The organism is Salmonella sp. 2020_1459 (genome assembly GCF_043847915.1).
GTDB lineage: Bacteria > Pseudomonadota > Gammaproteobacteria > Enterobacterales > Enterobacteriaceae > Salmonella > Salmonella enterica.
Genome location: NZ_JBCMFA010000001.1, coordinates 510,001 through 536,726 on the forward strand (window position 1 = coordinate 510,001; position 26,726 = coordinate 536,726).

Genomic DNA, 26,726 nt, shown 5'->3' on the forward strand with positions numbered 1-26,726 from the left:
CAACTCCTGAAATAAATAAAAGCAGAACTGTTCAGCACAATAGCAGGTGGAAAAACAGCTTGCCAGCAATGCGCCGTTAACAACTGTTTTTTCACTGGAGAAATAGTAATACCCCGCTACAATAGACTGAAATTTCCCCTGCTATTTCTTTTGGCTGCCACTACGGCGGCTTTTTAGTCTTTCATATAACAACAAAATAAAAGGTGAATACGTGCAGAAGTATACCAGTGAAGCGCGTCAGTTATTAGCGTTAGCGATACCGGTGATCCTTGCGCAAGTGGCACAGACCGCAATGGGATTCGTCGATACCGTCATGGCGGGAGGCTATAGCGCTACGGACATGGCTGCCGTCGCTATCGGCACCTCTATCTGGCTTCCCGCCATTTTGTTTGGTCACGGCTTACTGCTGGCCTTGACGCCTGTGATTGCGCAACTCAATGGCTCCGGCCGTCGTGAGCGTATCGCGCATCAGGTTCGACAAGGGTTCTGGCTGGCGGGCTTTGTCTCCGTGCTGGTGATGATCGTCCTGTGGAATGCCGGATACATTATCCGCTCTATGCATAATATTGATCCGGCGCTGGCCGATAAAGCCGTGGGTTATCTTCGCGCGCTGCTGTGGGGCGCGCCAGGATACCTTTTCTTTCAGGTAGCGCGAAACCAGTGCGAAGGTCTGGCCAAAACCAAACCGGGTATGGTGATGGGATTTTTGGGCCTGCTGGTGAATATTCCGGTGAACTATATTTTTATCTATGGCCATTTTGGTATGCCGGAACTCGGCGGTATCGGCTGCGGCGTTGCGACTGCGGCGGTCTATTGGGTGATGTTTATCGCCATGCTTTCTTACATTAAACACGCGCGTTCAATGCGTGATATTCGTAATGAAAAAGGCTTTGGCAAACCTGATAGCGTCGCCATGAAGCGCCTGATTCAACTGGGGTTGCCGATTGCGCTGGCGCTGTTCTTTGAAGTGACGTTATTTGCGGTCGTTGCGCTGCTGGTTTCGCCATTAGGTATTGTGGATGTCGCCGGTCATCAGATTGCGCTTAACTTTAGCTCGCTGATGTTCGTACTGCCGATGTCGCTGGCTGCGGCGGTAACGATTCGAGTGGGTTATCGTCTGGGCCAGGGCTCAACGCTGGATGCGCAAACCGCAGCGCGTACCGGTTTAGGCGTCGGCATTTGTATGGCTGTGGTTACCGCTATTTTTACCGTTACTCTGCGTAAGCATATTGCTTTGCTCTACAATGACAACCCTGAGGTCGTGGCGCTTGCCGCGCAATTAATGCTGCTCGCTGCGGTTTACCAGATTTCCGACTCTATACAGGTTATCGGCAGCGGTATTCTGCGCGGTTATAAAGATACGCGTTCCATCTTTTTTATCACCTTTACCGCCTACTGGGTGTTAGGTTTACCCAGCGGTTATATCCTGGCGTTAACGGATTTGGTGGTGGATCGTATGGGACCGGCAGGCTTCTGGATGGGGTTCATCATCGGCCTGACCTCGGCGGCGGTGTTAATGATGCTACGGATGCGCTATCTACAACGTCAGCCGTCCGCCATCATTTTGCAGCGCGCTGCGCGATAATACGACGATAGCCGTCGCATGGCGGCTATTTTCTCGACATGTTGCATATTTCCACCGCAATCAGGTGATTTCAGGAAGAAAATTGCGATTTCCCTCTTGCCTCATTGCGGTTGTGACGCTAATATTCGTCCCCGTTGTCACCTACAACGTTGCGTTCATAGCTCAGTTGGTTAGAGCACCACCTTGACATGGTGGGGGTCGTTGGTTCGAGTCCAATTGAACGCACCATCATTTTAATGCGTCTGTAGCTCAGTTGGTTAGAGCACCACCTTGACATGGTGGGGGTCGATGGTTCGAGTCCATTCAGACGCACCAATCCATTATCTTGTTTAATTTTATAATACGCTATCTGGTGCTTGTGCCAGGCTAAAAGCGATTATTTTCAGTCTCTCACCTTTATCGTCAAGCACTGCTCTATACGCTATTACCCTCTTAACCTTCGCAGTGGCCTGAAGAAGCATACCAAAAGCATTTATGGTGTTTCGGTAGAATGCGCATAATCTATCTTCATCACCATACGTAACAAGGCTGCAACGGGTTCAAATAACGTTTCAGGAATTTTATCTCCGCGTTCCACTTCAAAAAATAATGAGCGGGCCAGCTCAACATTTTCAACAACGGGGATGCAGTTGCGTTCAGCGATGTTAACAATATAGTTAGCTTGAGCATCACTGCCTTTTTCCAGGACGCGTGGTATTGGCATATCGGTGGGATGATAGCCAAGACAAACCGCAATATGCGTTGGATTACGCACTACCGCAACAGATTGTTTAACAGATTGAGCTAAACTCCCACTTTGTATTTCACTCTGCATTTCCCGACGCCGCGTCTTCATTTGAGGGTCGCCCTCCAGATCTTTATGCTCCTGTTTTACGTCATCTTTACTCATTTTTAGATCTTTTCTAATCTTATAATATTGAAAAGAATAGTCCAGTATGCCAACGACGATATAAAAAACCATCACCCCTACCCATAACCATTTTATTAAAGAAGAAACCACAAGCACGCCACAGGCTAACCCACAGTACGGTAGCGCCCGAAAAGTACTGGCATAATAATAAAAGAAAAAGGCAAAGATAAGAGATAGCATGATAACTTTTAGGCTGGATTTACATAATTCTACTACGCTATGTAAAGAGAATATCTGCTTAAAATTACTTACCGGATTTATATGCTCGCTTTTAAAACCAATGGCCTTGCTGGCAATAACCACCCCCACCTGAAGAAACACGCTACCCACAGTAGCAACTATTACCCCAGCGCCCAGAAACAGCAGTACAGAAGCCAATGACTCTATTAAAACATGACTCAATTGCGTTAATGCATAAGAAAATGGTTTATTTACTAATTGTAATGTGAAAGTTATTGACTCAATCAGTATCAAAATCATCTTTTCAGTAAAGAAATGAAAATACAAATAAAGCGCAATCAGCTGAAATAATGATGTTATTTCAATACTTTTGACAACCTGCCCTTCCTTACGGCCATCACGTAATTTCTTTTCTGTAGGCTGTTCTGTTTTCTCGCTCATACAGATGGGAACCAGTCTTTCAGATAAATATAAAACTTATCACTTTCAACCAAATAGTGATGAAGAGCATAAGGGAATGAGATCAGGAGCGTCAGTAGAACCAATATACTTTTGAGCGGCATTGAGAAGAAAAACACATTCAATTGTTGTGCCGACCGATTTAAAAGACCTAAAGCCAGATCGGCTAATACCATACATATTATGGCAGGAAGAGAGAAGCTGATGCATAATTGATAAAGCGTTCTCCACTCTGCCTGGATATATTTTAAAAATTGCTGGTCAAATAATAAAGTACGCCCTGGTGGTAAATATTGATATGACTCATACAGAATGTTTAATATAAACTCCATGCCGCCGCTTATAAAGAAAATAACACACAAGAACTGGCTGAAAAGCAAGCCAAAAAGTGAGGTTTCAGCTTCTATTGTAGAATTGAATATCGTACCCATTGTCGCGCCACGTAAAGTATCAAGCAGAAACCCCGCCATATCAACGGCCCAAAAGGGAACCGCCGCACAAAACCCAATTAAAAAACCAATAATCACCTCTCCGGTGACTAACCCTAACCAGCTGTAATCTTTACCAATATGCATCATAATCTTCTGCTGGTAAATGATTGGTAATATGGGAAAGGTAAGTGACATAAGCACGCCATTACGTAAAATCGCGGACCCTAAACTGCCACTTTTTAATAGGGGAAGTAATAAAGAGAGGCTCAATGGTCGAATAAAAGCCACAGCCAATGCAATAAGCCACTCATTTACCTGTTGTGCCATTCAACCATGCTCTCCAATTCGTAACATTATCTGCCGGGTATAATTCAACAGGATACCGCTAAGCCATGGGTAGCTGACCATTAAGGTTATTGCAATTGCCAATAATTTAATCATGAACTGTAGCGTTTGGTCCTGTATTTGAGTCAAGGCCTGAACAAGGCTTACGATGACCCCAACTACCGATGCCACCAACACCACCGGCATAGACGTAAAAAGGACGATCCATAAAAGTTGCGTTACAAATTGCGTCAATTCAGAATCATTCATGAAAAGCTCTGTACCAATTGCGCCAGTGTCAGATCCCAACCGCCTGCCAGTAAAAATATTAGCAGCTTAAACGGTAATGAAATGGTCATCGGCGATACCATCATCATCCCCATAGCCAGCAGTATATTTGAAATAAGCAGGTCAATAGCCAGAAAGGGAAGATAAATAAGTAATCCAATCCGAAATGCCTGCGTCAACTGACTCACCGTAAATGCCGGAATTAATATGAGCAAAGAATCAGGTTTTATCTTTCTTTTTATGTCTTCAGGCCAGGTTCGTTTTATCAAATTCCGAAAATAATTGGCTTCCTTCTCTTCAGAGTTTTTTTGCAAAAACTGTCGATAAGGCGCTAATGCTTTACTGTCCCACTCAGACGTCCAGAAAGGAGCGCCAGCGACCTGAACCGGATGCCAGCGCTCTTTTACAGCTAATAGCGTCGGCCCCATAATAAATAAGGAAAGTACAAGCGCGAGACCATACAGTGCGATATTTGGGGGAACTTGTTGAATACCCAGAGCATTTCGTAAAATCGAAAATACCACCGCCAGTTTAAGGAAAGAGGTTCCCATGACGATAATGAGAGGCAGTATTGAAAGCAGAAACAATATACCAATCAGTTGCAAAGGCGAATCGGGTAAAGACATACTGTATCTCTCATGACACGACCTGGAACGCTATTATATTGTTCGCATATTATTTTTCTTATCAGGTTTACGCTGTATTTTTGCAAAGATACCAACGTGTAATACGCACCATAAATTCATTGCCACAGGCAATCAACTCACCTTGCCCAATAATACGGTCATTTACTCTTATCGTCACCTCTGGCGCAAAACATCCACCTACAGGCAAAACGTCCCCCGTTTTAAGCTGTCGTAATTGTCCAATTTCCAGACTCGCACGTCCGATCTCAAAGAGCACCTGTTGTGGTATCTGCTCAAGTTCTACTGAAGATGTTCCGTCACTCTTTGACATTGGACTCCCTGACGCAAGTAGCGTTTCGATATCCTGGACTAATTCATCAAATTTCATCGTGTTATCCTCTGTCAGCAACACCCTCGCGTAGATCCCCCCAGGTAGTTGAATAGCAAAAAAACCGAGTCTGATGTCGCCAAAGCAATGAATCCGAACGCCCATGCCGATTTCGATAGACTCAAGTTCAATTAACGTAAGCTGGCACCAGCCTAAATATACAGGGACTACTACAGGAGGGGCAGGATAAATCTGTTGTCGCTCAGCAGAAAGCTCTCCGACTATATTGCGCAAAAAACCCGTTGGCCATGTAAAAATAATGCTATGGAACTCATGTTCTTCAACTGTCCATTTAATATGCAACGCTAGCTGATGTGGTAGATTACTGCAGGATGTTGGCGGTTCGTTCTGACAGAGGGTTGCATCACTGGCTTGCAATAACGGCGCCAGCCCCCATTCAGCTATTCCATATAGCAATTCAGGATCGATAGCCGATCGATTAGCGGTGCCAATTAGCCCTTCACACCAGCGCTGCCAGCATTGTTCTGCAATCCACACCCTACCCAGCTCATTATGATAATTTATGGTAAATAATGTCCCTTGCTGTACTGGATATTGTTGCATACTCAATGTCAGCTCACCAATGGTAGCGCCTTGCGTTGGAAGTATCTCCACCCACGGACGCTCTTCATTCGCTATTCTTAACATAGAATATCTCCAGGGAAATTATATACCCCATATGCAGCAACTGAGACTCCAGCCACTGCTTTAGCGCTTTCATCGAACGGTAAATTTCATGATGAGGGACATTGATTCTTAACTGGATTAGCCCCCCTGATTCACAGACTTCACACTCTACACCGTCAAGATAACCGCCACTAACACGATAACGTTGCGTGAAAACCACGTTCTTATTCAATGCTGCAGGAGGATTATTCTCACCAATGGGTAATGCCTGATGCATGAGTTGTTCAAAGTCCATACGTTCCGCCTCCGCCTCGTTATCATCCTGATAAGACTGGCATGGCAACCCAAGACTTCCCTCAACTTTGGTAATACGCATCGCTTAATACCATAGTAATTTTTTCTTTCTTTTTCATAAGCGCATTAAAATTCTTCTGTAATTCGCTTCGCCGGGAGACAAGCTGCTGATACTGATTCTCTAACTGCTGCCGTTGCGTCAAAAAGCTCTGCGCCTGAGTGAATAACCCGGCCATTTGTTGTTTCTTATCCAACAATAAATGACAAGATAACGTACCTTGCCAGCCCATTAATTCTTTCAGTCTGGTAGACACTGCTAAAGCGCGCGTCTGGCAAATCTGCTGTTCCGTAATAATCGCCTGTTGCTGCTGATCAAGTACGGTAAGTTTGCCGCGTAATTGCTTTTCACGCCGCGCGATTATCTCCAGCAAAGTTTCCATGATCACTCGGTGAGTATTTGGTGTAATTTTTCTATGAGTAGCTCGGGTCCGCATACTTCATCCTTACTTTGTCGCAAAAATGTGCAAATATCCGGATAGGTATCAATGGCTTTGTCAGTATCTGTATCAACTCCTCGCTGGTATTCCCCAATGCGTATTAATAGTTCAACCTCCTGGTAAAGCGCCAGGCACCGTCGCAATATCGCCGCCAGTTGACGATGCTCATGGCTGGTAACGACTGGAAAAACGCGGCTGAGCGTTGCCAACACGTCAATGGCAGGATAATGCCCCCTCTCTGCAAGCCGTCGGGATAGCACAATATGTCCGTCAAGCAGTGAACGGACTTCATCCGCCAACGGCTCATTCATATCATCGCCTTCCACCAGTACCGTATAAAATGCGGTAATACTGCCTTTTTCCCCCATTCCTGTACGTTCTAAAAGTCGTGGCAATGCACTAAATACGCCTGGCGGATATTCTCCAGAAACCGCGGTCTCTCCGGCGGCCAGAGCGATTTCCCGTGCGGCCCTGGCATAACGCGTCAGTGAGTCGGCAAGCAAGACGACTCGCTTTCCATTATCGCGAAAAAATTCTGCTATCGTGGTGGCCACAAACAGCGCCCTCACGCGCTCTAAGGCGGGTCTGTCAGAGGTTGCGACAACAATGACACAACGTTTTCGGGTCTCTTCAGACAGTGTAAAATCGATGAACTCGCGGACTTCTCGTCCACGTTCACCAATTAACACCAGAACATTGCAGTCTGCGTCTGGAGCATTACACAGCATCGCCAGAAGCGTGCTTTTCCCCACGCCAGGAGCAGAAAAAATACCCACTCGTTGCCCTTCGCCACAGGTCGCAACGCTATCAATAGCGCGAATCCCCGTCATTAATGGTTGAGTGATAGGCTGTCGAACCATTGCGGGAGGAGGCATTGCATCATAGTCTTTCCAGCAGACTTCTGGCAGTTCGCGGCCATCAAGGGGACGACCAAAACCATCAATGACTCGCCCTAATAACGCTTCGCCCACGGGAACCTGATGGCGTCGCCTTAAGGCCATCACTTGCTGCCCGCAGTGAAGTCCGATTGTACTCGTAAAAGGAGATAGCAAAGCTTTGCTGCCATTAATCCCCACGACTTCAGCAAGTTCTTCTCCAGGCTTTATACAGCACAACTCACCCATAAATACCCCAGGCAACCACGCATTTAACAACGTTGCGCTGACATCCTGAATTCGGCCCCATCGACAATAACCATCGGGGGGCGGATATTTCAGCCTCAGACGTTGCATCAATTCATTCTTCATTGTCCGCCAACTCCTCTTCGCTAAGGTCAATACTTTCTACCACTTGTATAAGGCTCTCCTCTCCTAATTCCTGCCATGACAAAATCGGTACGTCGAACAAGGTGGCTTCTGTAATTTTTCGCAAGAAACGTCGGGTGTCGACAGAAGTGACAATGAATAATTTGGCTGACTGCTTCAGCGCCTGCTCGATAAGTTGCAGGATCTGCGTCTTATGACGAGACGACAGCGCAGTATAGGTCCCCATTGCCGTCTGGCGAATGGATTCACGCACGAGGTTTTCAATACCTTCGCCGATCCGCAAAATCGGCAGCGGTTTTCCTTCCGGATTAAGACGACGCAGAATATGACGACGAAGCGCGATACGGACATATTCTGTCAACATCAGGACATCTTTTTCACGTGGCGCCCAGTCAATTAAGGTGCCGAAAATAAGACGTAAATCTCTAATAGAAACCCGCTCTGATACAAGCCGTTGCAAAGTTTCAGCGATTTTATTAATGGGTAACTGGCGCTGAAGCTCTTTCACCAGCTCAGAGTAGTTTTTTTCCATCGCATTCATTAGATAACGCGTTTCCTGAACACCAATAAACTCTCCCATATGCCGAAGCAGGACACATTTTAATAAGGCAGAGATACGTTGGCTGCCCGCGAAAACGTCCAGTCCAAAACCTTGCGCCTTATGGGCCATGTCTTTTGTAAGCCAACAGATCTGCCCCATCCCGTTCGGTAACGTCTGGCTGTCACCCACCACACTAGCGTCCGCGCCTATCAATAAATAATCCGCCTGAGCGGGAATAGATAAACTAAATACGGGTTCCTGATATAGCAGTACCGTCAATTTTTCGGTGGGTTCAGGCAAAACCTCAATATTCACCTCAGGGAGAGGGACGCCGGTATCCTCAAATAAAAACCATCTCATGGCGTCAATATCACGAATCAGGTCGGCAGAATGTAACGTCGGGCTAAGACGTAAGATTAGAGGACATGCGCCGGGAACCATACTATCTTTTTCCGGTGCTTCGACGCCATTTGCGGAAACCACAGACTTTTTGCGGCGAATGAGGATAATTGGCAATGCTAACAACGCTGAAAAGAAAGCGAGAGTGATAAAAGGAAAGCCAGGAATTAAAGCGAGGAGCATTAAAACCACAGCGGTTAATATGAGCGACTGAGGTTGTCTGGCAATTTGAGAACTCAACTCTGTCGCCAGGTTCTGGCGTTTCTCACCCGGGACACGGGTGACAATAATTCCCGCGCTAAGGGAAATCAGCAGCGATGGAATTTGCCCACATAAACCATCTCCGATTGACAGTACGCTATAAGTGTGAACAGCCTCACTCATCGACATATCATATTGTACGATAGCGATAATGATACCGCCGATAATGTTCACCAGAACAACAATAATACCGGCAATCGTATCGCCTTTAACAAATTTCATCGCACCGTCCATCGCACCGAGAAAGCGGCTTTCCTGCTGGACATGCTGTCTTAATGTACGGGCATGGTCTGCATCGATAACTCCGGCACGCAAATCGCCATCGATACTCATTTGTTTGCCTGGCATCCCATCAAGCGAGAAACGTGCGCTAACTTCCGCCACCCTCTCGATACCTTTTGTAATGACAATAAATTGCACGATAGTAATGATGGTAAATACGACCAACCCAACGGTGAGATTTCCTCCTACGACAAACTTACCGAAAGCATCCACAATATTACCGGCATTATGTTGTAACAGTACCAGCCGTGATGTGCTGATTGTGAGTGACAAACGATATAATGTAGTAATAAGTAATAAAGACGGAAATACCGATAAATCGAGAGGGTCACTAAGATAAATAGCAATTAAGAGCAGGATCACTGAAAACATAAGGTTGATAGTAATCAGGATATCAACCATCCAGGTCGGCAAAGGTAACAGCATCATCACAATAGCGATTAATAACACCGTCGCCAGAACCATATCCTGCCGACCCGCGCATACACTGAGCCACTGTTGCGCCCTGACTCCCTCACCTAACCATGAACGCATTGCGACTCCAGAAATTTTATTTGTCGATGATGTAATCGTAACCAGAGCTCGGCGGAGCTGGAAAGAGGTGGAGAACAACTCATTGCAAGCCCATCGCGCAACAAAAATAATCGTTGAGGAATACCCTGGAACGCTGCGGGTTTCCAGTTAGCCAACGCTTTAAAAAGCAGTTCTTCGTCTAAGAAGGTTTGCTTGAGTATCTGACATAAGTGAATACGACCGTTATGATAGTTTAGATAGGTTTCATATTGTCCTTGCCGCCAGAACATATTGGTTGCTAAAGGCCGTTCAGCTAATCCTGCTAATTGAATAAAAAGCTGAATATTACGTTCAGTAATGAGATCCCAATCCATCCTGACGCCTCATGATGAGCCAGAAAGCCAATTTACCTAAATATTGAAAGCCAGGTATCAGAATAAAACCTGATTTATCTTTACTTCACGAAGCGTTTCGAGAATTTGTTCACGTTGATCTTCGTCGTTAAAACAGTTATCGGGTATCAGCATAAACTGCGCATCAAGTTGTTGGAGTAACCGATTGAACATCTTCGATGAAGAAACTATAGCGGTAAGTCTATCAAGCAACCAATCACTGAAAAGCCAGCGCTCACAAATGATATCGAGTAGTAGCGGCAGTAATGTATTAGGCGGCAACTGGCAAATCCACTCCTCACGCTGGCACTCTTTTTCAAGGCCAAGGAATAACAGCAAACGACGCAAACGTACTAATGCTGCGGCCAAACGACTTTGCTCCGAAGGTTCGATGCATATGCTAAGTTCAAAGGCTATGGCTCTTAGCAAAATACGGACCCGTTCACAGCGATCCGGCCAGTCTGCCACGCGTCTGAACCACTGCGATAAGGGCATTTCATCGTTGTCTATCGCCTGTTGCATAAAACGTTTCAGAGAGGACAGCGTAGCGGTATCCACTTCGCCAAGTTCCAGTAAACTAAAAACGGCAAGTTCCCATCCCTCCTCCGCTGTAAGCGTATCCAGTTGCGATTGCAAATCGCGTTTTTTCTTTTTTGACAACCCGCCGGCAGTAAGCGCCATTGCAAGAGCGATAATTTGATACGCATTCTGTAAATCAGGATCACTATTCTCTTCGGTAAGCGGACGCAACGTTGCCCCATTATCCTCCTGTATTTGTTTTATCAAACGCAGCAAAGCCTGCTGTCTGCGCTCCAGTTTCTCAGCATCAGTGAATTTATAATTTTCGCGCAGTTTACCACTCAGCGCCATTCCTATTTCTTCCATCGTCTCATAGAGCGCTGCCCCCGTCGTTTCCTGTAACTCCTGGAGAGCTAACATTGAAGGCGAAATAACCTCTTGTTCCTCTATAACCTGGCCAGGGGTAAATGCTGTAGGGGGCGTCATTTTTATCTCATTAATTTTAATATTCATCGCGACCTCTTTTATCTTCACCATTACGTAACCATTTCAGTAACGCGTTGAAATGACGAGAAAGTGAAAACTCAACGGCATATCGTGTTGAGGAAAGTTCAGCCTGATCGGGAGAGAAACCAGGCTCGATAATCAACGTAAACCGCTTGCCAAAAGTTTCACGCATCAATGCCTCTTTTTCAGGATGAATACGCAAATAAAGCGCTCCCTCTTCCGCCATAGCCGTGGCCTGGCGTGCCAGACGATGGCACATAACACTGTCTACCGACTGTTGGTCGAACCAGGCCAACAGAACCTGTTCTATACTATTTTTAATATGATGCGCTGCGTGATCGACCAATGAACGAAATTGATTTTCATCGTCTTGTAAATGTTTTACATGCTGTTCCAGCCATTCCACTTCCATTTTTTCCAGCGTATTTTTACGCAAGCACGCTAGTTCTTGTTGCTGCTCAACTTTCTGTTCACGCTGATAACGATAGGCGTCTCGGATGATTTTTTCAGCCTTACGGTAAGCGGAGCTCACAATAGCATGTGAAACGCTCTTAGCTTGTTGCTCTTGCGCAAATAAAGTTAATTGTAATGTTATCCACTGTGACTCAATAATATTTCGAGCGGGTAGCTTATGGTTAATTTCCGTCAGAGGAAGTGAAGTAAAACTCATAGCAAATGCTCCATGAAGATAATCTCGGTAAGAGAAGTCTTCGGCCAAAGTATACGCTGCGGAGGGGGTAATAATACTAATAGCGCATGTAAAACCGCATCGTCATGCGCTTCCCGATTAAGAATGGCGGTACCGATCTGCAATGCAGTTTGTTGCATCACTTGCGGAGGAAGTAATTTGCCATCTCTTTGCCCCAACCAACCATATAGCTGCCAGATCTCATCCTCGCTAAACCACTGTAGAAGCAATTGCCGATACTCTGGTAGCATAAAATAGTCACTACACCTGAGTTTGAATAATCCCAGCCCAAAGGCAAATGCCGATATACGCGGCGCAAGACGAACCTGCCGTTTTTGCCTGTCATTTAAACAGGCTGGAATAACAGAGCTTCCTCTTAGTCTATTTAACGCTCTGTCAAGAAGACGATCCAACTCGGGCCGATCGCCATAACGCCAGCAGTTTGAAGGATGAAAACCCAGCTTATCCAGCCATTCCGGTACAGCGTAACGAGCAGGTTGCCAGAAATAACGATAAAGTTGCAACACCTCGGGATCAGGTCGGCTCAAAAACGGCGTCTCAGGCAAAAATAGCCGATCAGGATGCCCACTCCTAATAACAGTCCTGTCAACGATAACATCAACTGATAAGGGTATTTCATCAACCACTTCTCCACCTTCCCTTTATTGGCGTTGATCACGTCCATAATCCAGAATGTTTGTCTCGCGGGTACATCAGGTACCATTCTGAATTCAGCAGGCTGCATCAAGATACTAATCTTACTGTATTGCAACCCAGGGATTGACATCTCTATTAAATCTTTAATTTTTACCCGAAAGGCCTCCATATTGACCTGAGGTGAATATTTTATAAATACGGCAACTGAGCTCGGAGAAGCGTTACTTCCCTCATCATAAGTCGGTAGCGCAATGGTCACTTTTGCATTAATCACGCCCTCCATCTGACTCAGCATTCCTTCAATTCTTTGTTCTTTTAAAAAATTAATCTTCTGCTGTTCTTCCTGGGGTGATACCACTAACTGATTAGCCGGAAACATCTTATCCGCCGTTGTAAACTGACGATGCGGATAACCGTTAAGTCTAAGTAGCTCAACCGCATTAATAAACTGCGACTGCTCGACACGTAAGGTAACACCGTCCTCTTCCTGTTTTTTTTCCGCATCAATATGATGCTGCATAAGTAATGCCAGCATTTGATTCGCCTCATCCTCTGGCAATGAGCGATAAAGATCCACATCACATGCCGTAAGAAAGAACGTAAGGACAGTAAGAAATACTATACGATGAACCTTCATGCCATGTTATCCAGCTTATTAAGCGCTTGCGATGCTGCGCCTGATATTCTGGCAAGATAATCGACGCCTACCGTTAACTGCATATAATCCATTTGTCTGGTCAACATAACCTGCGGTAATAAAGCACTGGAGTTACTGGTGGATGCTTCATCTTTCAGCAATTGTTCAAAAAAATTAATTTGCTCCTGGCTCGGTTCTGCAGAGGACTTTACATAAGATTGAGTGCTTACAGGCACTACGCTCATATCAGAAATATTCAATTTTCAAACCCCTCATTTGGTGCAGGAAATAACAGACGCAGCGCCATAGCCTCTGGCAAATCTATATCCGATAAAATTTTCGCGGCTTTTAGCGGCTCATTTAAACCCGCCAACAATAATGCCAGACATACCAACTGTAATTTTTTATCCGGAACAATAACCGTTAGCGCTGGTAACATCGCATGTACCTGGGAAATCAGGCTATGGTTAACGCCCGCAAACATGATTTCCAGCAGTAACCGTCGAACATCGTCGCTAATAACTTCAGATTTTAGCAATGATTCCACTAAGCATATCCTTGATCATTTTGATCAGTGAACTTTCGTAATTAATAAATGTAGAATACTGCTGTAAGGCAAATTGCGCTTTAATCATCGATTCTGGGTTGAGCAAATCATTACCATTCATTTTGTCATTAATGGCCTGGCCTGCCTGGTGCGCCATGTGGGAGAGCATATCCACTAATTGTGCAATATCCATAATGCTTTTCCTTAAAATAAATACATCGTAAGGATACTGGCAACATAGCAAAATTTAGAAAGCAATGAACATCCGGTATATACCTGAAAACGATTACTCCGGCGCACGTTGTTCTGGCGTTACCTGAGCCAGCAAACGATATAATGGGCTGCTGACCTGCATACCGGTCATTGCCATCCCATCCATACCGAAGCGAGTAAAACTCATTAGTCCATAGGTAATATCATTAAGACGCTCTAATAAATGAGGCTGTAGTCCCAAACTACCACTCCAGTATGAATGCGTCATTACCGTCGCGGTTAAGGCTAATCTACCGCCCAGGGAGACGGCTTTAGCAATCGCCATACTTTTGCGTTCATTGGCGAAACAATTAGCAATATAAAAAACGGCATTGCCTATACTGTCGTGAGCCATAGGCAAATGATGTTTATGATGGTAGATAAGACAGGCGACATCCGCGATGGCAATAGCAAGGCCAATCCCTGCCAGGGCTACGAGCGGCGCGCCTCCACCACTTAGCACTGTTAATGCTATTCCAGCGGAACAGCATAAAATCTGTCCGCCCAAAATAACCGTTTGCCAACTAAAAATTTCTTTTGGAAAACACTCTATCACTCGTTTCGCAAGTCCGGCCAATAACCGCTCTTTTCCTTGTTGAGGACCTATTCTACCACTCTCCATATTGGTTTCCGGATGTGGCAATGAGGGACATGGAGGTGATTCCTCAGGCGCGTTAACAGGACGTTGCCCTGCTACCTGAGCATTTGGGCTAACAGGTTTCATGGTTCTCCCCGAGATGTATGACCAGAACTGTCCATTAATGCAGGTGCAGTAGCAGATTGACAGAGCGCTGCCATTTGTTCCGCCAATAACGCACTGGGATCGGCATGAAGTTCATCAACAGAATTTTCCTGATCGTCGCCAGAGGGGCGGGCAAAGCAATAATCCAGTACCGCACCTATCGCCGTCAGGCTAACGGAGGTAATTACACTCCCCATATCCAAAGAGGCCGCTATATTTTCAGCGGCGGGCAGTGGAAACTGTAGGGGTAAAACCAACATAGAAATAGCGATTCCTGAACGTATTAATAAAGAAAGACAATTAGCAAGGGTGTTAGCGCAGTTAAGACTTGCCCCACATTTTAAGGCCAGCGCACTGACCACAAGAGCAACGCTATCACTGGCGGTTTGTAACGGCTCCTTTTGCTGACATATCAATTGATAATTATGATACGCACAGCAAGCATCCCCAATAGCAATCACGAGCGCCGCCCCCGCAAGAATAGCAATGGGTAATCCTGCCCCGCCAGAAATTACCGCTGCAGCAACCGATAACCCAAACACGACTGTCGCACCCAGCGCACGAATAGTGTATTGCATAAAATGTATAGCATAATCCCTCTGCTGCCTTATTTGTTCAGGCGTAAGCAGCACAGGGGCTGCGGGGGTGCCAGGCGCTGGAATTTCAGGGGGAGGAAACGATACCTCCTTCGCTTGTATATCGGAAGGAGGACTATTACCATCGACTATATTACTTGCCGCTGACGGAATATGAATTTTCATATTTCGTTCTGTTATTTAAGCAATAAGAGTATCAACCATTATTTGCGCATTCTGGCGAATCTCACTCCATGAGGCATCCGCATAACTCATCTTGATTGCGGTTTGAAAAGCCTCTCTCGCCAACCCGGGTTCCCCCATCATTTTGAGACAGACGCCCGTTTGGTAAACCGGTTCTGGATGGCTGGCATCCAGCATCAAGGCATGTCCATAGAAATTAATGGCCGTCGTGTATTCTTTAAGCATCATCCAGGTGCCAGCCAATGCAATATGGGCACGCCAACTCCATGGCTGGGCCATCACCAGCCAACTAAAATCGATTACGGCGCGCGAATAATCCCCCTCCTGCCATGAGGCGTAACCACTGGCATAAACGGTTTCCGGATCAACGGATAATAGCTGTTTCAGAATGTCTTCGGGTATTTTATTTTTCTGATCTTCTTTCATCATCATACCTATTGATTGTTATTTTCACGTGATAATGATTTACGTCAGGAAGGTCATTTAAAAACGTCGCTGGATAAGATGCTCGGCGGATAAAACTGTCCAGTTATCGCCATCAAGCTGTGTAAAGGTCGCTCCCATTACTGTCAGGATGCGCAATAATTTCCTGCGTAGCATGGCTTTTTTTTCATCCAGAACGTCGGTGATTATCAACATCTTTAAACATGTTAACTGCGGGTGATGCACAAATATCCCGCGTAAAAGTCCCAGTAAGTGAAACAATTGCTGTGGTCGAGGTTGCCCGGGCGTCAGGCGTCTAAACTCACAAATAATCATTTCTTTTGCCTCAATACGATAGATCACCAGGTAAGGCGATAATATAAACTGCTGCCCAAGTAATATGGCGGTCTCCCCTAAATATGCAGGCTCAGTAAACACCTGATGCCGACGCAACCATTGCTCTATTTCTTGCACCATATTTACCTCGTTAATGCCCGGAGTATTTCAGCAAGAACCGTGACCAGTGACGACCCCACGCCGATGATTTGCTGCATAATTTCAGTTGCTTTCTCCATAATGTCCGTCAGGGATTTATTATAAGATTGGGCCCCATTTTGTTGCAGGTCGGCAATCGCTTTATCTTGATCACTTTGACGTTGCGCTACACCGGCCCCCAGGCCCATGACTCCCCCAGCGGTGTGTCCTACGGCTTGACCCGCTATAAGACCGGTTTCCCCGCCTACAGCCCCTAATCCTATCGTCAGCACTCCCGACAACATGGCGCCACCCGCAGTAATCATTGATGCTTTAAACGCTTGATCAATTGTTTTCATTTGCGTCTGCAAAACATTGACTTGCAGTTCCCAGGACAGTCGTTGTTTTTCTACGTTATAGCTGCGCATGATATCGCGCAGCTTTTTGGCAAGCTCCATTAGCTTCATCCAGATATCATCAAATAACAGAAGCATTGATTCAGTACCCATTCCCTCCCCGGAGGGAGATGGAGTGGAAGAAGGCGTTAACAAGGAAGGCGCTGGTAATACCAGTGCTACGTTACTCGCTTCCATATTTTTATCCTCAGATTAAGCGCGCCAGCCAGCTATTCTCGCCTGAACGCTACTATAGTGATCAATGGTATCTAATACATCTCTAAGCGCGGCACCGCTACCCTTATAAAGCTCCTCTAAGCGTTTTTGTTCTATCTTTTTTTGGTCATCCGTTTGTTGCATTATGAAATCCAGAAACCGTTGCTGAGTTATTAATTGCTCTATTTTCTTTTCAAGCTTCGCTTTTTCTGTGTTAACCATGCCAGTATTCATCTGATTGGCACCCTCGGTTGCACATCTGATAGCCTGTAAGCCTTTAAATGAACAATCCCTCAGTAAGGCATACAGGATTTTTTTGAACATATTGAAGAGAACTTTATTACGAAAATTTTTTAACAGAAACTTTTCCCCTTCTTGCACACATTTTTCCAGGGCTTCTTTTGCCGCTTCTTTTGCCATGGCTTTCACCCCCTCTTTCGTAAAGCTTTTTCCCGCGCTTCGCGTCATATTATTTTCTACGTTACGAGAAAACTCGGCAGCCTCCTCTGCCATCTCATTCGCCATAGCCATTTCACGTTCAAGCGGCTCAAATTGTTTGGAAAAACTTTCGCTCACTTCTTCGCCAAACTTTTCAGCCAACGCCTCTATTTCTGCTTCCCCTGCACCTACCATACGCTCAACCATTTCCTCGCCAAAACCGGAGTCAAGCACTTTTGCAGCTGCGCCAGATAAACCTCTCGTCGCCATAAAAGCACGGCCAATCTGGAAAACATCCAGTGCCAGCGCGACGGCTTCACAACCAAATTGAATCTTACTTGTCACGTCAATAATCGCCTGACAGGTATCGTGGTCAGCACCGCACATCATTGCCGTTTCGGCTCCGGCTTTAACCATTCCTGCACAACCTGCGGCCATATAAGCTACGCCGCTAGCCATTTCTGCGGGATTACCGGACAGAAAACCTTCCACAACTTTTAAGGCGCCAATCACGGTTTCAAATATGCCGGTAATCCAGTCAAAAATAGCGCCAAAAATGCCCGCTTTACGCGCTTTATCCTCCTGCTCTATCGCTTTCTGGATCTGCTCCTGATACTCCTTTACCTGCTTATCACGTAATGCATTTTGCACCTCAGTTGCCCGCTCAAGCTGTTGGCATAACGATTGAGCGTTATTACCAAAAACGCTGAGTATTAATGTCGTCATCAACATTGATAAAACCGCGGGATTGGTCTGCAAAAAGTCAGGCAATGATGGACGCTTATGATTTCCGGGTACGGCATCAAGCAGTTGCTTCAACGCATTGCTTGCCTCCTGAAGACTAATTTTCCCGGATAGCAGACACGCGGCGTTGCCATCGCCAAAAGTAGAATTCACACGATGCTGGCGCTTTCCCAGCGAACCCGAGGAAACGCAACTGACATTGCTTAAGTGATGATGTGTTAAGGCGGTTACTCCTGCGGCGCTATCGCTATTACTGTGAATTCGATTCATTTTTAGCTCCTGTCAGAAAGTTGCTGTAACATCTTTTCTGCACGCTGTCGGAGAATTTGATGTTCACTGACCTCGCCGCAAATACGCACCACGGCCTTTAACGCTTTGATTGCATAATAGACGTTATCACACGCGAGATAGCATTCCGCTGCGGCCCATGGCGCCTGCGGCGCATCAATCTTAATTTGTGCCGCGCGTCCATAAGCGTATATCGCTTCCCCCCAATGTTTTTGAGCCTGGCAGCATTCCCCTAACCTAAACCAGTAGTCAAATGACCAGGCATCATATATCGTCAACAATTGAAAAAGTCGCGCTGCGCCGGCGAACTCTTTTACCTCCATAAGCTGCATGGCATAGCGATACAGAGTATTAAGCGGCTGTGTAACATCGTCATCCAACAACATACGCAGCGAGCCGCCACGCCGGAAAAACCGCATCGTGTCATGTGCCTGTTGTAGGGTCGGGTCTTTTTTCATGAGTACGTTTTCTGCGCTATCATACTGGAAATTTCCCCCCACTTACTGATAAGCCCTGTCAGTTGGGTAAGGACAGCGTTAAGCTCCTGAGACATTTTTTGAATTGTTATCTGCCCCTGACTCATAAGATCGGTATTCCGGTTGGCGTCATTATCCAAAGCCGCTTTGACCGCCTGTAGACCACCTTTATCCAGCTTCCCATGATCGCCATATTTAGCCATATATTCATCAATGGTCATACCATCGATGAGAATACCATTATCGCGCATGTATTTAATTACGTCCTCAGGCACCTCCTCTTTGGTTTTAGCATCCCCTTTGGCTGCTTTAGCAATCACCTCATCCATCTCATTTGACTTTTCCTGGGTATTTCTGGCACGTTCAGCGTTCTTCTGGACTTCAATAAATTTATCGTTTGCGATAGCCTGAATAACCATAAGGAGAATAAGCAAAACACCATACCCTTCGGCAAACGGATTTTGCTGAGATAAGTCATCCTGACTTCCTGTATCAGTGTTACTGACGCCGAAGCTATTTTTAAACACAATAGGGTTTTGACTTCCCCATAAGATGTTTCCTGAAGACATTATGCTTTACCTTTTTGTTTTTCCTGACGGTATCTCCACCGGGGCTTGAGCATTAAGTTGTTTCAGTCGTACTTCAAGTTGTTTAAACAAACTTACTATTTTCTTTAAATCCTTCTCGGCCTCCTGGTTAACCCCGGCAACGCCTTGTGGAAATAGGTTATGAAGAATACTCTCTGTCTCTCTGCTCTTTTTGGGGCTCTCTGCCCTTTCAGCAAGCTGTTGACTCACCTTAGCCCGGATTTGGTGAAATTTTTTAAGACAGTGATTTAGCTGCATGTAACTTTGCTCTAAATCACGATATTCACTAAACGCAGCCTTTTTCTTTATCATCATTCCCCTCCATATACACGATAGATAATTAACGTGCTAACTAAGAGCCTATCCCATTAGGGCTATTTTACTTGCCATTTTGGTCCTGGGCAGTGCTCGCCAAAACGCGTTAGCGTTTTGAACGCCGCTAGCGGCGGCCCGAAGGGCGAGCGTAGCGAGTCAAACCTCACGTGCTACGTGTACGCTGCGGTTTTTGCACGCTGTCCGTGTCCAGGCTGGCTGCGCCAATTAACGCCTGGTGGGATAGGCTCTAAGATATTTTTACTTTACTCTTGCTCACTCACTACAAGTGCGCTGTTATGGTAACGATAATAAATAATGTTGATGATATTTTCGGCCTGCTCGATCGCTTCAAGCAATAAGGTGTTTTGCTGATATTGCTGCGGATCCTTTAACTTACCGTTGTTCTCTTCTAACTGTTTCCGGGCAGCCCTTAATTGTAAAATTATGCCTTTGGCCTCTTCACGCGAATGAAGCAGCAAATCTTCTAACCGGGTCAGAGTTGTCATTTTCCACTCACTTAAAATCTAATGGATAGTTAATCAAAGTATCATGATGTTTAATCGTTACCACATCGGCACTCAGATGGACAATTTCTCCTCCATTGGGTAACAATGCCCCTACACGTAAACGCTCTTTATTCGTCAGTAATAAGTAATTACCATGGCGACTCTGTACAAAGCCAGCCACTGGCGCGGGCAGATACTTGCTTTCATCATGAGAAGGCGCAATATCCTGATAAATTAAAGAAAGAGCGGGGTCCTTTTTCTTTAATGCTGCTAACGTTTCTTGCAAAATGCGTTGATGAGATTCATCCAGTACACCACTGATAACAAAAGAGCGCCGCATTGGCGTAACATTGACAAGCCCCACTAAACCGTTCTCTATTATCGCAGAAATAATATCATCCCCCTGAGACTGATGAGAGTGACTAATCTGCCAGTGCAATAACCCGGGAATATCTGCAAGTAATGGTTGAACCTTACGCCATTGCTGATCCATTTGTATATCATCATGAATTAACACGCTCCCCGGCCCTTCGCTGGATACTTCAGCATGCGGGTAACCCATTTTTATCAAAACATCCTGCACCTCTCGTATCAATAAGTCATCACAGATTACACCATCCCGATACATGACCCCCCATGATTCGAGAGTCGCTCTCACCTTTTGCATCTGTTCGCTTGACGAGCAATAACCGGACAACTGCAGGCTTCCATCTTCTTTCCATTGCGCCCGCACATAATGAATATTGCTTTTGTCTAATAAAAACTTAACCCGCAAAGGTAAGTCATTTACCGTTTCAGGCTGACCACTAATACTTAACAGGACACCCATTCCACCGATGAAAATCAAGAATACGCCAGCCAACCACCAGTACCCTGATCTGGAAACGGGTATTTGATAATCAGCAAGTTCACAATCCTGTTTACCAAACGCGATAGCCACTCCCGCAACCTGCAAAACCCCACTGGATGGTAGCGGCTTATTTGGATTAAATCTGCGACCATTAACTCTAACTCTGGCTTTCCCGGCATCAACAAATAAACTATCTGCCTGTTCTCTCAGAATAATTTTTTCATTTATAGCCAGCGGAATACAAATATCGCATCCCTTCTCCCCCAGTGACAGGTTACCTTCATTCAGCCATACTTCCCGGCCTTGTAAAACGTGACCTAAAAAACGTATTTTCCAGGAACTCTTTGGATTAACCATGAGATATGCCATTATTTACTACTGAGGCTTTAATCAAAAAAAGCCTGATTACACTATGTACTTGAGTCGTATCATTGCGAAACAAATGACCTACAACAGGAATATCGCCCAATAAAGGGATTTTGTTTTGCGAGTGGATTTGTTTACCTTGTTTAAACCCTCCCAGCAATAGACTTTGTCCGGCCAATAATGTGGCCTGCGAAGCAATTTCAGAATTTTGCACTTCGGGCAGCGGGTCTGTTTCGCTTTGCGTATCACTTTGTTGTCCATCCTGAATATTAAGATTAAGCATTATTTTTTGCGTGCCATTGTCATTTAACAAGCGAGGTGTAACGCGTAACAAAGAACCCGTAGTGATGGATTCAAGTTTAGCCACTTTTTCTCCCTGCAGTTTGGTATAGAAAGTAATATTTTTATCTAGCACAGCCTGGATATTATTTAAAGTCACCACAGATGGCTGGGAAAGTACATAAGCCTGAGAGCTTTTTTCCAGGGCATTCAAACGCACCATAAAGTTTGAGGTATCGCTGATTACCGTTGAAAAACCACTAGCACCACCGTCATTCAAACCTGTATTGAACGCAATTTTCTTGCCACCCAGCGACACTGCCGTTCCCCAGTCGATGCCTAACTGGTTAATATCTCCAGCATTAACATCGATAATTTTCACCGAAATCTCTATCATCTGCTGGCGTTGATCTAATTCTGTGATGAGTTTCCGATACCCGGCCATATTGGCCGCATAATCACGAACGATCACTGCATTCTGGCGTGGGTCGGCAGCAAACATGGGCAATGCCTGTGTAGCGGGTGAACCATTGGTCGTCGATGACGCCGGTACGCTGGTTTTACTCATCTCACGCAATACACTCACGACCCCTGGAACCACGACGGACTGATCGCGATATTGGTATTGGGTATCCATCGCAGTGGCATACTTAAGCGTGTATATACTTACACTCACCGCACTGTCTTTTCGTTTGATTAACGCATTATCCAGCACGGAAGCTAATTGACTAATACGAGTCAGACAGCTGGGAACACCGCTCACCTCCACAGCTCTGGTACCGGTAATTTCTTTAACCTCGCATCCCGGTGATGAAAGGATATTCTGGCTGCGTAAGTAATGAATGAACCGTCCAGTAGATAAAATATTGAAAGTGATAACCTGATGTTTTAATAACGATGCAGGATATACATATAACATGCTGCCATCAAACCAGGTAAGCAAATCATATTGTGCTGCCAGGTTATTCAAAATATCGACTGGTGGTCCAGGCGGAATTTTTCCACTAAATGTAGCTGTTATCAATGGGCTAATAGTAATAGCCGTATCATAGTTCTCTGAGAGCAGATGTAAAACCTCTGCTAATGGCATTTGTCTGGCATAAAGGGTGAAGTCATTACCTTTCCATGATAACTCATCACTCTTTACTGTATTGAGTATAAATAGTAAAATTAAGATTAAACGTTTATTTACTACCATTTTATACCCCACCCGAATAAAGTTTATGGTGATTGCGTATTACATTTTTTAAAATGCAAGCTAAAGCCAGGTGTTTTTCTATCTCAATAGCAATAAGCTCAGAGCTACTACTTGTGGTATAATAACCGTTTAACCATCCCCCATCCGCTGTGAGCTGTATAGCATAATCATGGACGTCCGGGTGTGCTGCAAGCAGTAGTGTCACATAGGCAAGACAAGGCTTAGGTAAGCTTTCCAGGTCATTTAAGAACAAAGAAATAGAAAATGCTTCTGAGAAGATTTCTCCTCTGGCAGGATGCCCATCAATAGTCATTATCCAGGATCGGCTATTACCTTCGGCCCTGATATCCTGAATTAATGGAATGCCTTTTAAAACTGCCAGCATGAATCCCTCCTCAGACATAAATGGGAGTTTCTATCAAATTCGCTCACAACCACATCCGTAAAAAGCCTGATTCACATTTATTTCGACTATACTCTTCTTGTACAATATCAGGATGCTGTCTACATATACCTTGTCACAGGCGATTCTATCATTCGGATTTTCCGATAAATTCACAATTACACTTTCAGCATTGACATAAAAAATTACAATTTGAAAAATTATTTATTAAATAAACTGTTACGATGTTTTTACATCGCCATCTTATTAAAAAGTAATTGTAGTCATCGACTGGGTTATATATGAAGAAATTTATCTTCCTAATGATAACACCATCGATTAATCTTCTGATGAAACTATATGTACTGCGATAGTGATCAAGTGCCAAAGATTTTGCAACAGGCAACTGGAGGGAAGCATTATGAATTTGCTCAATCTCAAGAATACGCTGCAAACATCTTTAGTAATCAGGCTAACTTTTTTATTTTTATTAACAACAATAATTATTTGGCTGCTATCTGTGCTTACCGCAGCTTATATATCAATGGTTCAGAAACGGCAGCATATAATAGAGGATTTATCCGTTCTATCCGAGATGAATATTGTACTAAGCAATCAACGGTTTGAAGAGGCTGAACGTGACGCTAAAAATTTAATGTATCAATGCTCATTAGCGACTGAGATTCATCATAACGATATTTTCCCTGAGGTGAGCCGGCATCTATCTGTCGGACCTTCAAATTGCACGCCGACGCTAAACGGAGAGAAGCACCGTCTCTTTCTGCAGTCCTCTGATATCGATGAAAATAGCTTTCGTCGCGATAGTTTTATTCTTAATCATAAAAATGAGATTTCGTTATTATCTACTGATAACCCTTCAGATTATTCAACTCTACAGCCTTTAACGCGAAAAAGCTTTCCTTTATACCCAACCCATGCCGGGTTTTACTGGAGTGAACCAGAATACATAAACGGCAAAGGATGGCACGCTTCCGTTGCGGTTGCCGATCAGCAAGGCGTATTTTTTGGGGTGACGGTTAAACTTCCCGATCTCATTACTAAGAGCCACCTGCCATTAGATGATAGTATTCGAGTATGGCTGGATCAAAACAACCACTTATTGCCGTTTTCATACATCCCGCAAAAAATACGTACACAGTTAGAAAATGTAACGCTGCATGATGGATGGCAGCAAATTCCCGGATTTCTGATATTACGCACAACCTTGCATGGCCCCGGATGGAGTCTGGTTACGCTGTACCCATACGGTAATCTACATAATCGCATCTTAAAAATTATCCTTCAACAAATCCCCTTTACATTAACAGCATTGGTGTTGATGACGTCGGCTTTTTGCTGGTTACTACATCGCTCACTGGCCAAACCGTTATGGCGTTTTGTCGATGTCATTAATAAAACCGCAACTGCACCGCTGAGCACACGTTTACCAGCACAACGACTGGATGAATTAGATAGTATTGCCGGTGCTTTTAACCAACTGCTTGATACTCTACAAGTCCAATACGACAATCTGGAAAACAAAGTCGCAGAGCGCACCCAGGCGCTAAATGAAGCAAAAAAACGCGCTGAGCGAGCTAACAAACGTAAAAGCATTCATCTTACGGTAATAAGTCATGAGTTACGTACTCCGATGAATGGCGTACTCGGTGCGATTGAATTATTACAAACCACCCCTTTAAACATAGAGCAGCAAGGATTAGCTGATACCGCCAGAAATTGTACACTGTCTTTGTTAGCTATTATTAATAATCTGCTGGATTTTTCACGCATCGAGTCTGGTCATTTCACATTACATATGGAAGAAACAGCGTTACTGCCGTTACTGGACCAGGCAATGCAAACCATCCAGGGGCCGGCGCAAAGCAAAAAACTGTCATTACGTACTTTTGTCGGTCAACATGTCCCCCTCTATTTTCATACCGACAGTATCCGTTTACGGCAAATTTTGGTTAATTTACTCGGGAACGCGGTAAAATTTACCGAAACCGGAGGGATACGTCTGACGGTCAAGCGTCATGAGGAACAATTAATATTTCTGGTTAGCGATAGCGGTAAAGGGATTGAAATACAGCAGCAGTCTCAAATCTTTACTGCTTTTTATCAAGCAGACACAAATTCGCAAGGTACAGGAATTGGACTGACTATTGCGTCAAGCCTGGCTAAAATGATGGGAGGTAATCTGACACTAAAAAGTGTCCCCGGGGTTGGAACCTGTGTCTCGCTAGTATTACCCTTACAAGAATACCAGCCGCCTCAACCAATTAAAGGGACACTATCAGCGCCGTTCTGCCTGCATCGGCAACTGGCTTGCTGGGGAATACGCGGTGAACCACCCCACCAGCAAAATGCGCTTCTCAACGCAGAGCTTTTGTATTTCCCCGGAAAACTCTACGACCTGGCGCAACAGTTAATATTGTGTACACCAAATATGCCAGTAATAAATAATTTGTTACCACCCTGGCAGTTGCAGATTCTTTTGGTTGATGATGCCGATATTAATCGGGATATCATCGGCAAAATGCTTGTCAGCCTGGGCCAACACGTCACTATTGCCGCCAGTAGTAACGAGGCTCTGACTTTATCACAACAGCAGCGATTCGATTTAGTACTGATTGACATTAGAATGCCAGAAATAGATGGTATTGAATGTGTACAATTATGGCATGATGAGCCGAATAATTTAGATCCTGACTGCATGTTTGTGGCGCTATCCGCTAGCGTAGCGACAGAAGATATTCATCGTTGTAAAAAAAATGGGATTCATCATTACATTACCAAACCAGTGACATTGGCTACCTTAGCTCGCTATATCAGTATTGCCGCAGAATACCAACTTTTACGAAATATAGAGCTACAGGAGCAGGATCCAAGTCGCTGCTCAGCGCTACTGGCGACAGATGATATGGTCATTAATAGCAAGATTTTCCAATCACTGGACCTCTTGCTGGCTGATATTGAAAATGCCGTATCGGCTGGACAAAAAATCGATCAGTTAATTCACACATTAAAAGGCTGTTTAGGTCAAATAGGGCAGACTGAATTGGTATGCTATGTCATAGACATTGAGAATCGCGTAAAAATGGGGAAAATCATCGCGCTGGAGGAACTAACCGACTTACGCCAGAAAATACGTATGATCTTCAAAAACTACACCATTACTTAATATTATCTTAATTTT

The 26,726-nt window shown here is 44.9% G+C and carries 32 protein-coding genes and 2 tRNA genes; 4 read left to right on the top strand and 30 right to left on the bottom strand.

From position 1 onward, the window contains the following. Positions 1-211 precede the first annotated feature (211 nt). The 3 genes from mdtK to ACH0VJ_RS02605 all read left to right on the top strand — a co-directional run bounded on the left by mdtK (position 212) and on the right by ACH0VJ_RS02605 (position 1,900). Positions 212-1,585: a multidrug efflux MATE transporter MdtK gene (gene mdtK, locus ACH0VJ_RS02595; RefSeq protein WP_001175072.1), complete on the top strand. Its 1,374-nt coding sequence runs from the start codon at positions 212-214 to the stop codon at positions 1,583-1,585. A gap of 151 nt (positions 1,586-1,736) precedes the next feature. After that, positions 1,737-1,813, top strand: a tRNA-Val gene (locus ACH0VJ_RS02600). 10 nt (positions 1,814-1,823) lie between these two features. Continuing rightward, positions 1,824-1,900: transfer RNA gene (locus ACH0VJ_RS02605), tRNA-Val, on the top strand. Positions 1,901-2,057: 157 nt separating this feature from the next. Here the strand turns inward: ACH0VJ_RS02605 and ssaU are convergent. The 30 genes from ssaU to spiC all read right to left on the bottom strand — a co-directional run bounded on the left by ssaU (position 2,058) and on the right by spiC (position 23,548). Next, positions 2,058-3,116 (bottom strand): SPI-2 type III secretion system apparatus protein SsaU, encoded by a 1,059-nt coding sequence (gene ssaU, locus ACH0VJ_RS02610; RefSeq protein ID WP_001291722.1) that lies wholly within the window; start codon positions 3,114-3,116, stop codon positions 2,058-2,060. Next, complete coding sequence (ssaT, locus tag ACH0VJ_RS02615) at positions 3,113-3,892, bottom strand: SPI-2 type III secretion system apparatus protein SsaT (protein WP_000068766.1); 780 nt, start codon at positions 3,890-3,892, stop codon at positions 3,113-3,115. Before ssaT ends, ssaU begins: the two co-directional genes overlap by 4 nt. After that, positions 3,893-4,159 carry an SPI-2 type III secretion system apparatus protein SsaS gene (ssas, locus tag ACH0VJ_RS02620; protein WP_000999982.1) on the bottom strand — a complete coding sequence of 89 codons (267 nt, stop codon included), beginning with the start codon at positions 4,157-4,159 and terminating at the stop codon, positions 3,893-3,895. It lies immediately after the preceding gene. Next, complete coding sequence (gene ssaR, locus ACH0VJ_RS02625; RefSeq protein ID WP_000056367.1) at positions 4,156-4,803, bottom strand: SPI-2 type III secretion system export apparatus protein SsaR; 648 nt, start codon at positions 4,801-4,803, stop codon at positions 4,156-4,158. Before ssaR ends, ssas begins: the two co-directional genes overlap by 4 nt. 67 nt (positions 4,804-4,870) lie before the next feature. Next, positions 4,871-5,839, bottom strand: a complete 969-nt coding sequence (ssaQ, locus tag ACH0VJ_RS02630) for an SPI-2 type III secretion system cytoplasmic ring protein SsaQ (RefSeq protein WP_000944190.1) — start codon at positions 5,837-5,839, stop codon at positions 4,871-4,873. Further along, entirely contained in the window at positions 5,820-6,194 is a 375-nt protein-coding gene (gene ssaP, locus ACH0VJ_RS02635) for an SPI-2 type III secretion system apparatus protein SsaP (protein WP_001223304.1), read from the bottom strand. The genes ssaQ and ssaP overlap by 20 nt, the downstream gene beginning before the upstream one ends. After that, on the bottom strand, positions 6,175-6,552 hold the full coding sequence (ssaO, locus tag ACH0VJ_RS02640) for an SPI-2 type III secretion system apparatus protein SsaO (protein ID WP_000449089.1): 378 nt from the start codon (positions 6,550-6,552) through the stop codon (positions 6,175-6,177). The genes ssaP and ssaO overlap by 20 nt, the downstream gene beginning before the upstream one ends. Before the next feature lie 2 nt (positions 6,553-6,554). Continuing rightward, entirely contained in the window at positions 6,555-7,856 is a 1,302-nt protein-coding gene (gene ssaN / locus ACH0VJ_RS02645) for a SctN family type III secretion system ATPase SsaN (RefSeq protein ID WP_000787219.1), read from the bottom strand. Further along, positions 7,846-9,891 (bottom strand): SPI-2 type III secretion system apparatus protein SsaV, encoded by a 2,046-nt coding sequence (gene ssaV, locus ACH0VJ_RS02650; protein ID WP_001258231.1) that lies wholly within the window; start codon positions 9,889-9,891, stop codon positions 7,846-7,848. Before ssaV ends, ssaN begins: the two co-directional genes overlap by 11 nt. Next, positions 9,876-10,244 carry an SPI-2 type III secretion system apparatus protein SsaM gene (gene ssaM / locus ACH0VJ_RS02655; RefSeq protein WP_000383702.1) on the bottom strand — a complete coding sequence of 123 codons (369 nt, stop codon included), beginning with the start codon at positions 10,242-10,244 and terminating at the stop codon, positions 9,876-9,878. The genes ssaV and ssaM overlap by 16 nt, the downstream gene beginning before the upstream one ends. Positions 10,245-10,301: 57 nt before the next feature. Continuing rightward, positions 10,302-11,318, bottom strand: a complete 1,017-nt coding sequence (gene ssaL, locus ACH0VJ_RS02660) for an SPI-2 type III secretion system apparatus protein SsaL (protein ID WP_000238876.1) — start codon at positions 11,316-11,318, stop codon at positions 10,302-10,304. Then, the gene (gene ssaK / locus ACH0VJ_RS02665; protein WP_000011212.1) at positions 11,284-11,958 is read right to left on the bottom strand and encodes an SPI-2 type III secretion system apparatus protein SsaK; all 675 of its coding nucleotides are present in this window, start codon (positions 11,956-11,958) and stop codon (positions 11,284-11,286) included. The genes ssaL and ssaK overlap by 35 nt, the downstream gene beginning before the upstream one ends. Continuing rightward, positions 11,955-12,503: a type III secretion system domain-containing protein gene (locus ACH0VJ_RS02670; protein WP_001531605.1), complete on the bottom strand. Its 549-nt coding sequence runs from the start codon at positions 12,501-12,503 to the stop codon at positions 11,955-11,957. Before ACH0VJ_RS02670 ends, ssaK begins: the two co-directional genes overlap by 4 nt. Before the next feature lie 17 nt (positions 12,504-12,520). Continuing rightward, positions 12,521-13,270: an SPI-2 type III secretion system apparatus lipoprotein SsaJ gene (gene ssaJ / locus ACH0VJ_RS02675; RefSeq protein WP_000862878.1), complete on the bottom strand. Its 750-nt coding sequence runs from the start codon at positions 13,268-13,270 to the stop codon at positions 12,521-12,523. Continuing rightward, on the bottom strand, positions 13,267-13,515 hold the full coding sequence (gene ssaI, locus ACH0VJ_RS02680; protein WP_001682378.1) for a SctI family type III secretion system inner rod subunit SsaI: 249 nt from the start codon (positions 13,513-13,515) through the stop codon (positions 13,267-13,269). The genes ssaJ and ssaI overlap by 4 nt, the downstream gene beginning before the upstream one ends. Before the next feature lie 11 nt (positions 13,516-13,526). Continuing rightward, positions 13,527-13,817, bottom strand: coding sequence for an EscG/YscG/SsaH family type III secretion system needle protein co-chaperone (locus ACH0VJ_RS02685; protein WP_000444713.1), 291 nt, complete (start codon positions 13,815-13,817; stop codon positions 13,527-13,529). Beyond that, positions 13,795-14,010, bottom strand: coding sequence for a type III secretion system needle filament protein SsaG (gene ssaG, locus ACH0VJ_RS02690; protein WP_000350226.1), 216 nt, complete (start codon positions 14,008-14,010; stop codon positions 13,795-13,797). Before ssaG ends, ACH0VJ_RS02685 begins: the two co-directional genes overlap by 23 nt. Before the next feature lie 93 nt (positions 14,011-14,103). Then, positions 14,104-14,793, bottom strand: coding sequence for a pathogenicity island 2 effector protein SseG (sseG, locus tag ACH0VJ_RS02695; RefSeq protein WP_000805834.1), 690 nt, complete (start codon positions 14,791-14,793; stop codon positions 14,104-14,106). Continuing rightward, positions 14,790-15,572 carry a type III secretion systems effector SseF gene (sseF, locus tag ACH0VJ_RS02700; RefSeq protein ID WP_000690710.1) on the bottom strand — a complete coding sequence of 261 codons (783 nt, stop codon included), beginning with the start codon at positions 15,570-15,572 and terminating at the stop codon, positions 14,790-14,792. The genes sseG and sseF overlap by 4 nt, the downstream gene beginning before the upstream one ends. A 15-nt stretch (positions 15,573-15,587) precedes the next feature. Beyond that, entirely contained in the window at positions 15,588-16,022 is a 435-nt protein-coding gene (gene sscB, locus ACH0VJ_RS02705; protein ID WP_000979963.1) for a SycD/LcrH family type III secretion system chaperone SscB, read from the bottom strand. A 51-nt stretch (positions 16,023-16,073) separates the two neighbouring features. Next, positions 16,074-16,490 (bottom strand): LcrR family type III secretion system chaperone SseE, encoded by a 417-nt coding sequence (sseE, locus tag ACH0VJ_RS02710; protein ID WP_000249606.1) that lies wholly within the window; start codon positions 16,488-16,490, stop codon positions 16,074-16,076. Between the two features lie 2 nt (positions 16,491-16,492). Further along, positions 16,493-17,080, bottom strand: coding sequence for an SPI-2 type III secretion system translocon protein SseD (gene sseD / locus ACH0VJ_RS02715; protein WP_000388329.1), 588 nt, complete (start codon positions 17,078-17,080; stop codon positions 16,493-16,495). 15 nt (positions 17,081-17,095) lie between these two features. After that, complete coding sequence (sseC, locus tag ACH0VJ_RS02720; RefSeq protein ID WP_001079751.1) at positions 17,096-18,550, bottom strand: SPI-2 type III secretion system translocon protein SseC; 1,455 nt, start codon at positions 18,548-18,550, stop codon at positions 17,096-17,098. Between the two features lie 2 nt (positions 18,551-18,552). Then, positions 18,553-19,026 (bottom strand): SycD/LcrH family type III secretion system chaperone SscA, encoded by a 474-nt coding sequence (gene sscA / locus ACH0VJ_RS02725; protein ID WP_000711026.1) that lies wholly within the window; start codon positions 19,024-19,026, stop codon positions 18,553-18,555. Beyond that, entirely contained in the window at positions 19,023-19,613 is a 591-nt protein-coding gene (gene sseB, locus ACH0VJ_RS02730; RefSeq protein ID WP_000094435.1) for an SPI-2 type III secretion system translocon protein SseB, read from the bottom strand. The genes sscA and sseB overlap by 4 nt, the downstream gene beginning before the upstream one ends. Before the next feature lie 6 nt (positions 19,614-19,619). Beyond that, on the bottom strand, positions 19,620-19,946 hold the full coding sequence (sseA, locus tag ACH0VJ_RS02735) for an SPI-2 type III secretion system chaperone SseA (RefSeq protein WP_000972855.1): 327 nt from the start codon (positions 19,944-19,946) through the stop codon (positions 19,620-19,622). A gap of 263 nt (positions 19,947-20,209) precedes the next feature. Next, positions 20,210-20,452 (bottom strand): YscE family type III secretion system co-chaperone SsaE, encoded by a 243-nt coding sequence (gene ssaE, locus ACH0VJ_RS02740; RefSeq protein ID WP_000210201.1) that lies wholly within the window; start codon positions 20,450-20,452, stop codon positions 20,210-20,212. Between the two features lie 7 nt (positions 20,453-20,459). After that, positions 20,460-21,671, bottom strand: coding sequence for a SctD family type III secretion system inner membrane ring subunit SsaD (gene ssaD / locus ACH0VJ_RS02745; RefSeq protein WP_000323783.1), 1,212 nt, complete (start codon positions 21,669-21,671; stop codon positions 20,460-20,462). After that, complete coding sequence (gene spiA, locus ACH0VJ_RS02750) at positions 21,652-23,145, bottom strand: SPI-2 type III secretion system protein SpiA (protein ID WP_000261292.1); 1,494 nt, start codon at positions 23,143-23,145, stop codon at positions 21,652-21,654. Before spiA ends, ssaD begins: the two co-directional genes overlap by 20 nt. Before the next feature lies 1 nt (position 23,146). Beyond that, positions 23,147-23,548 carry an SPI-2 type III secretion system protein SpiC gene (gene spiC / locus ACH0VJ_RS02755; protein WP_001539910.1) on the bottom strand — a complete coding sequence of 134 codons (402 nt, stop codon included), beginning with the start codon at positions 23,546-23,548 and terminating at the stop codon, positions 23,147-23,149. A gap of 400 nt (positions 23,549-23,948) precedes the next feature. On the opposite strand from spiC, the gene ACH0VJ_RS02760 reads away from it, so the two are divergent. Further along, positions 23,949-26,711 carry a two component system sensor kinase gene (locus ACH0VJ_RS02760; protein ID WP_001050776.1) on the top strand — a complete coding sequence of 921 codons (2,763 nt, stop codon included), beginning with the start codon at positions 23,949-23,951 and terminating at the stop codon, positions 26,709-26,711. Positions 26,712-26,726 lie beyond the last annotated feature (15 nt).

Coding starts and splice junctions, on each gene's coding strand:
- ssaU (WP_001291722.1), bottom strand. CDS start 3,116: ATGAGCGAGAAAACAGAACAGCCTACAGAAAAGAAATTACGTGATGGC.
- ssaT (WP_000068766.1), bottom strand. CDS start 3,892: ATGGCACAACAGGTAAATGAGTGGCTTATTGCATTGGCTGTGGCTTTT.
- ssas (WP_000999982.1), bottom strand. CDS start 4,159: ATGAATGATTCTGAATTGACGCAATTTGTAACGCAACTTTTATGGATC.
- ssaR (WP_000056367.1), bottom strand. CDS start 4,803: ATGTCTTTACCCGATTCGCCTTTGCAACTGATTGGTATATTGTTTCTG.
- ssaQ (WP_000944190.1), bottom strand. CDS start 5,839: ATGTTAAGAATAGCGAATGAAGAGCGTCCGTGGGTGGAGATACTTCCA.
- ssaP (WP_001223304.1), bottom strand. CDS start 6,194: ATGCGTATTACCAAAGTTGAGGGAAGTCTTGGGTTGCCATGCCAGTCT.
- ssaO (WP_000449089.1), bottom strand. CDS start 6,552: ATGGAAACTTTGCTGGAGATAATCGCGCGGCGTGAAAAGCAATTACGC.
- ssaN (WP_000787219.1), bottom strand. CDS start 7,856: ATGAAGAATGAATTGATGCAACGTCTGAGGCTGAAATATCCGCCCCCC.
- ssaV (WP_001258231.1), bottom strand. CDS start 9,891: ATGCGTTCATGGTTAGGTGAGGGAGTCAGGGCGCAACAGTGGCTCAGT.
- ssaM (WP_000383702.1), bottom strand. CDS start 10,244: ATGGATTGGGATCTCATTACTGAACGTAATATTCAGCTTTTTATTCAA.
- ssaL (WP_000238876.1), bottom strand. CDS start 11,318: ATGGTGAAGATAAAAGAGGTCGCGATGAATATTAAAATTAATGAGATA.
- ssaK (WP_000011212.1), bottom strand. CDS start 11,958: ATGAGTTTTACTTCACTTCCTCTGACGGAAATTAACCATAAGCTACCC.
- ssaJ (WP_000862878.1), bottom strand. CDS start 13,270: ATGAAGGTTCATCGTATAGTATTTCTTACTGTCCTTACGTTCTTTCTT.
- ssaI (WP_001682378.1), bottom strand. CDS start 13,515: ATGAGCGTAGTGCCTGTAAGCACTCAATCTTATGTAAAGTCCTCTGCA.
- ssaG (WP_000350226.1), bottom strand. CDS start 14,010: ATGGATATTGCACAATTAGTGGATATGCTCTCCCACATGGCGCACCAG.
- sseG (WP_000805834.1), bottom strand. CDS start 14,793: ATGAAACCTGTTAGCCCAAATGCTCAGGTAGCAGGGCAACGTCCTGTT.
- sseF (WP_000690710.1), bottom strand. CDS start 15,572: ATGAAAATTCATATTCCGTCAGCGGCAAGTAATATAGTCGATGGTAAT.
- sscB (WP_000979963.1), bottom strand. CDS start 16,022: ATGATGATGAAAGAAGATCAGAAAAATAAAATACCCGAAGACATTCTG.
- sseE (WP_000249606.1), bottom strand. CDS start 16,490: ATGGTGCAAGAAATAGAGCAATGGTTGCGTCGGCATCAGGTGTTTACT.
- sseD (WP_000388329.1), bottom strand. CDS start 17,080: ATGGAAGCGAGTAACGTAGCACTGGTATTACCAGCGCCTTCCTTGTTA.
- sseC (WP_001079751.1), bottom strand. CDS start 18,550: ATGAATCGAATTCACAGTAATAGCGATAGCGCCGCAGGAGTAACCGCC.
- sscA (WP_000711026.1), bottom strand. CDS start 19,026: ATGAAAAAAGACCCGACCCTACAACAGGCACATGACACGATGCGGTTT.
- sseB (WP_000094435.1), bottom strand. CDS start 19,613: ATGTCTTCAGGAAACATCTTATGGGGAAGTCAAAACCCTATTGTGTTT.
- sseA (WP_000972855.1), bottom strand. CDS start 19,946: ATGATGATAAAGAAAAAGGCTGCGTTTAGTGAATATCGTGATTTAGAG.
- ssaE (WP_000210201.1), bottom strand. CDS start 20,452: ATGACAACTCTGACCCGGTTAGAAGATTTGCTGCTTCATTCGCGTGAA.
- ssaD (WP_000323783.1), bottom strand. CDS start 21,671: ATGGCATATCTCATGGTTAATCCAAAGAGTTCCTGGAAAATACGTTTT.
- spiA (WP_000261292.1), bottom strand. CDS start 23,145: ATGGTAGTAAATAAACGTTTAATCTTAATTTTACTATTTATACTCAAT.
- spiC (WP_001539910.1), bottom strand. CDS start 23,548: ATGTCTGAGGAGGGATTCATGCTGGCAGTTTTAAAAGGCATTCCATTA.
- ACH0VJ_RS02760 (WP_001050776.1), top strand. CDS start 23,949: ATGAATTTGCTCAATCTCAAGAATACGCTGCAAACATCTTTAGTAATC.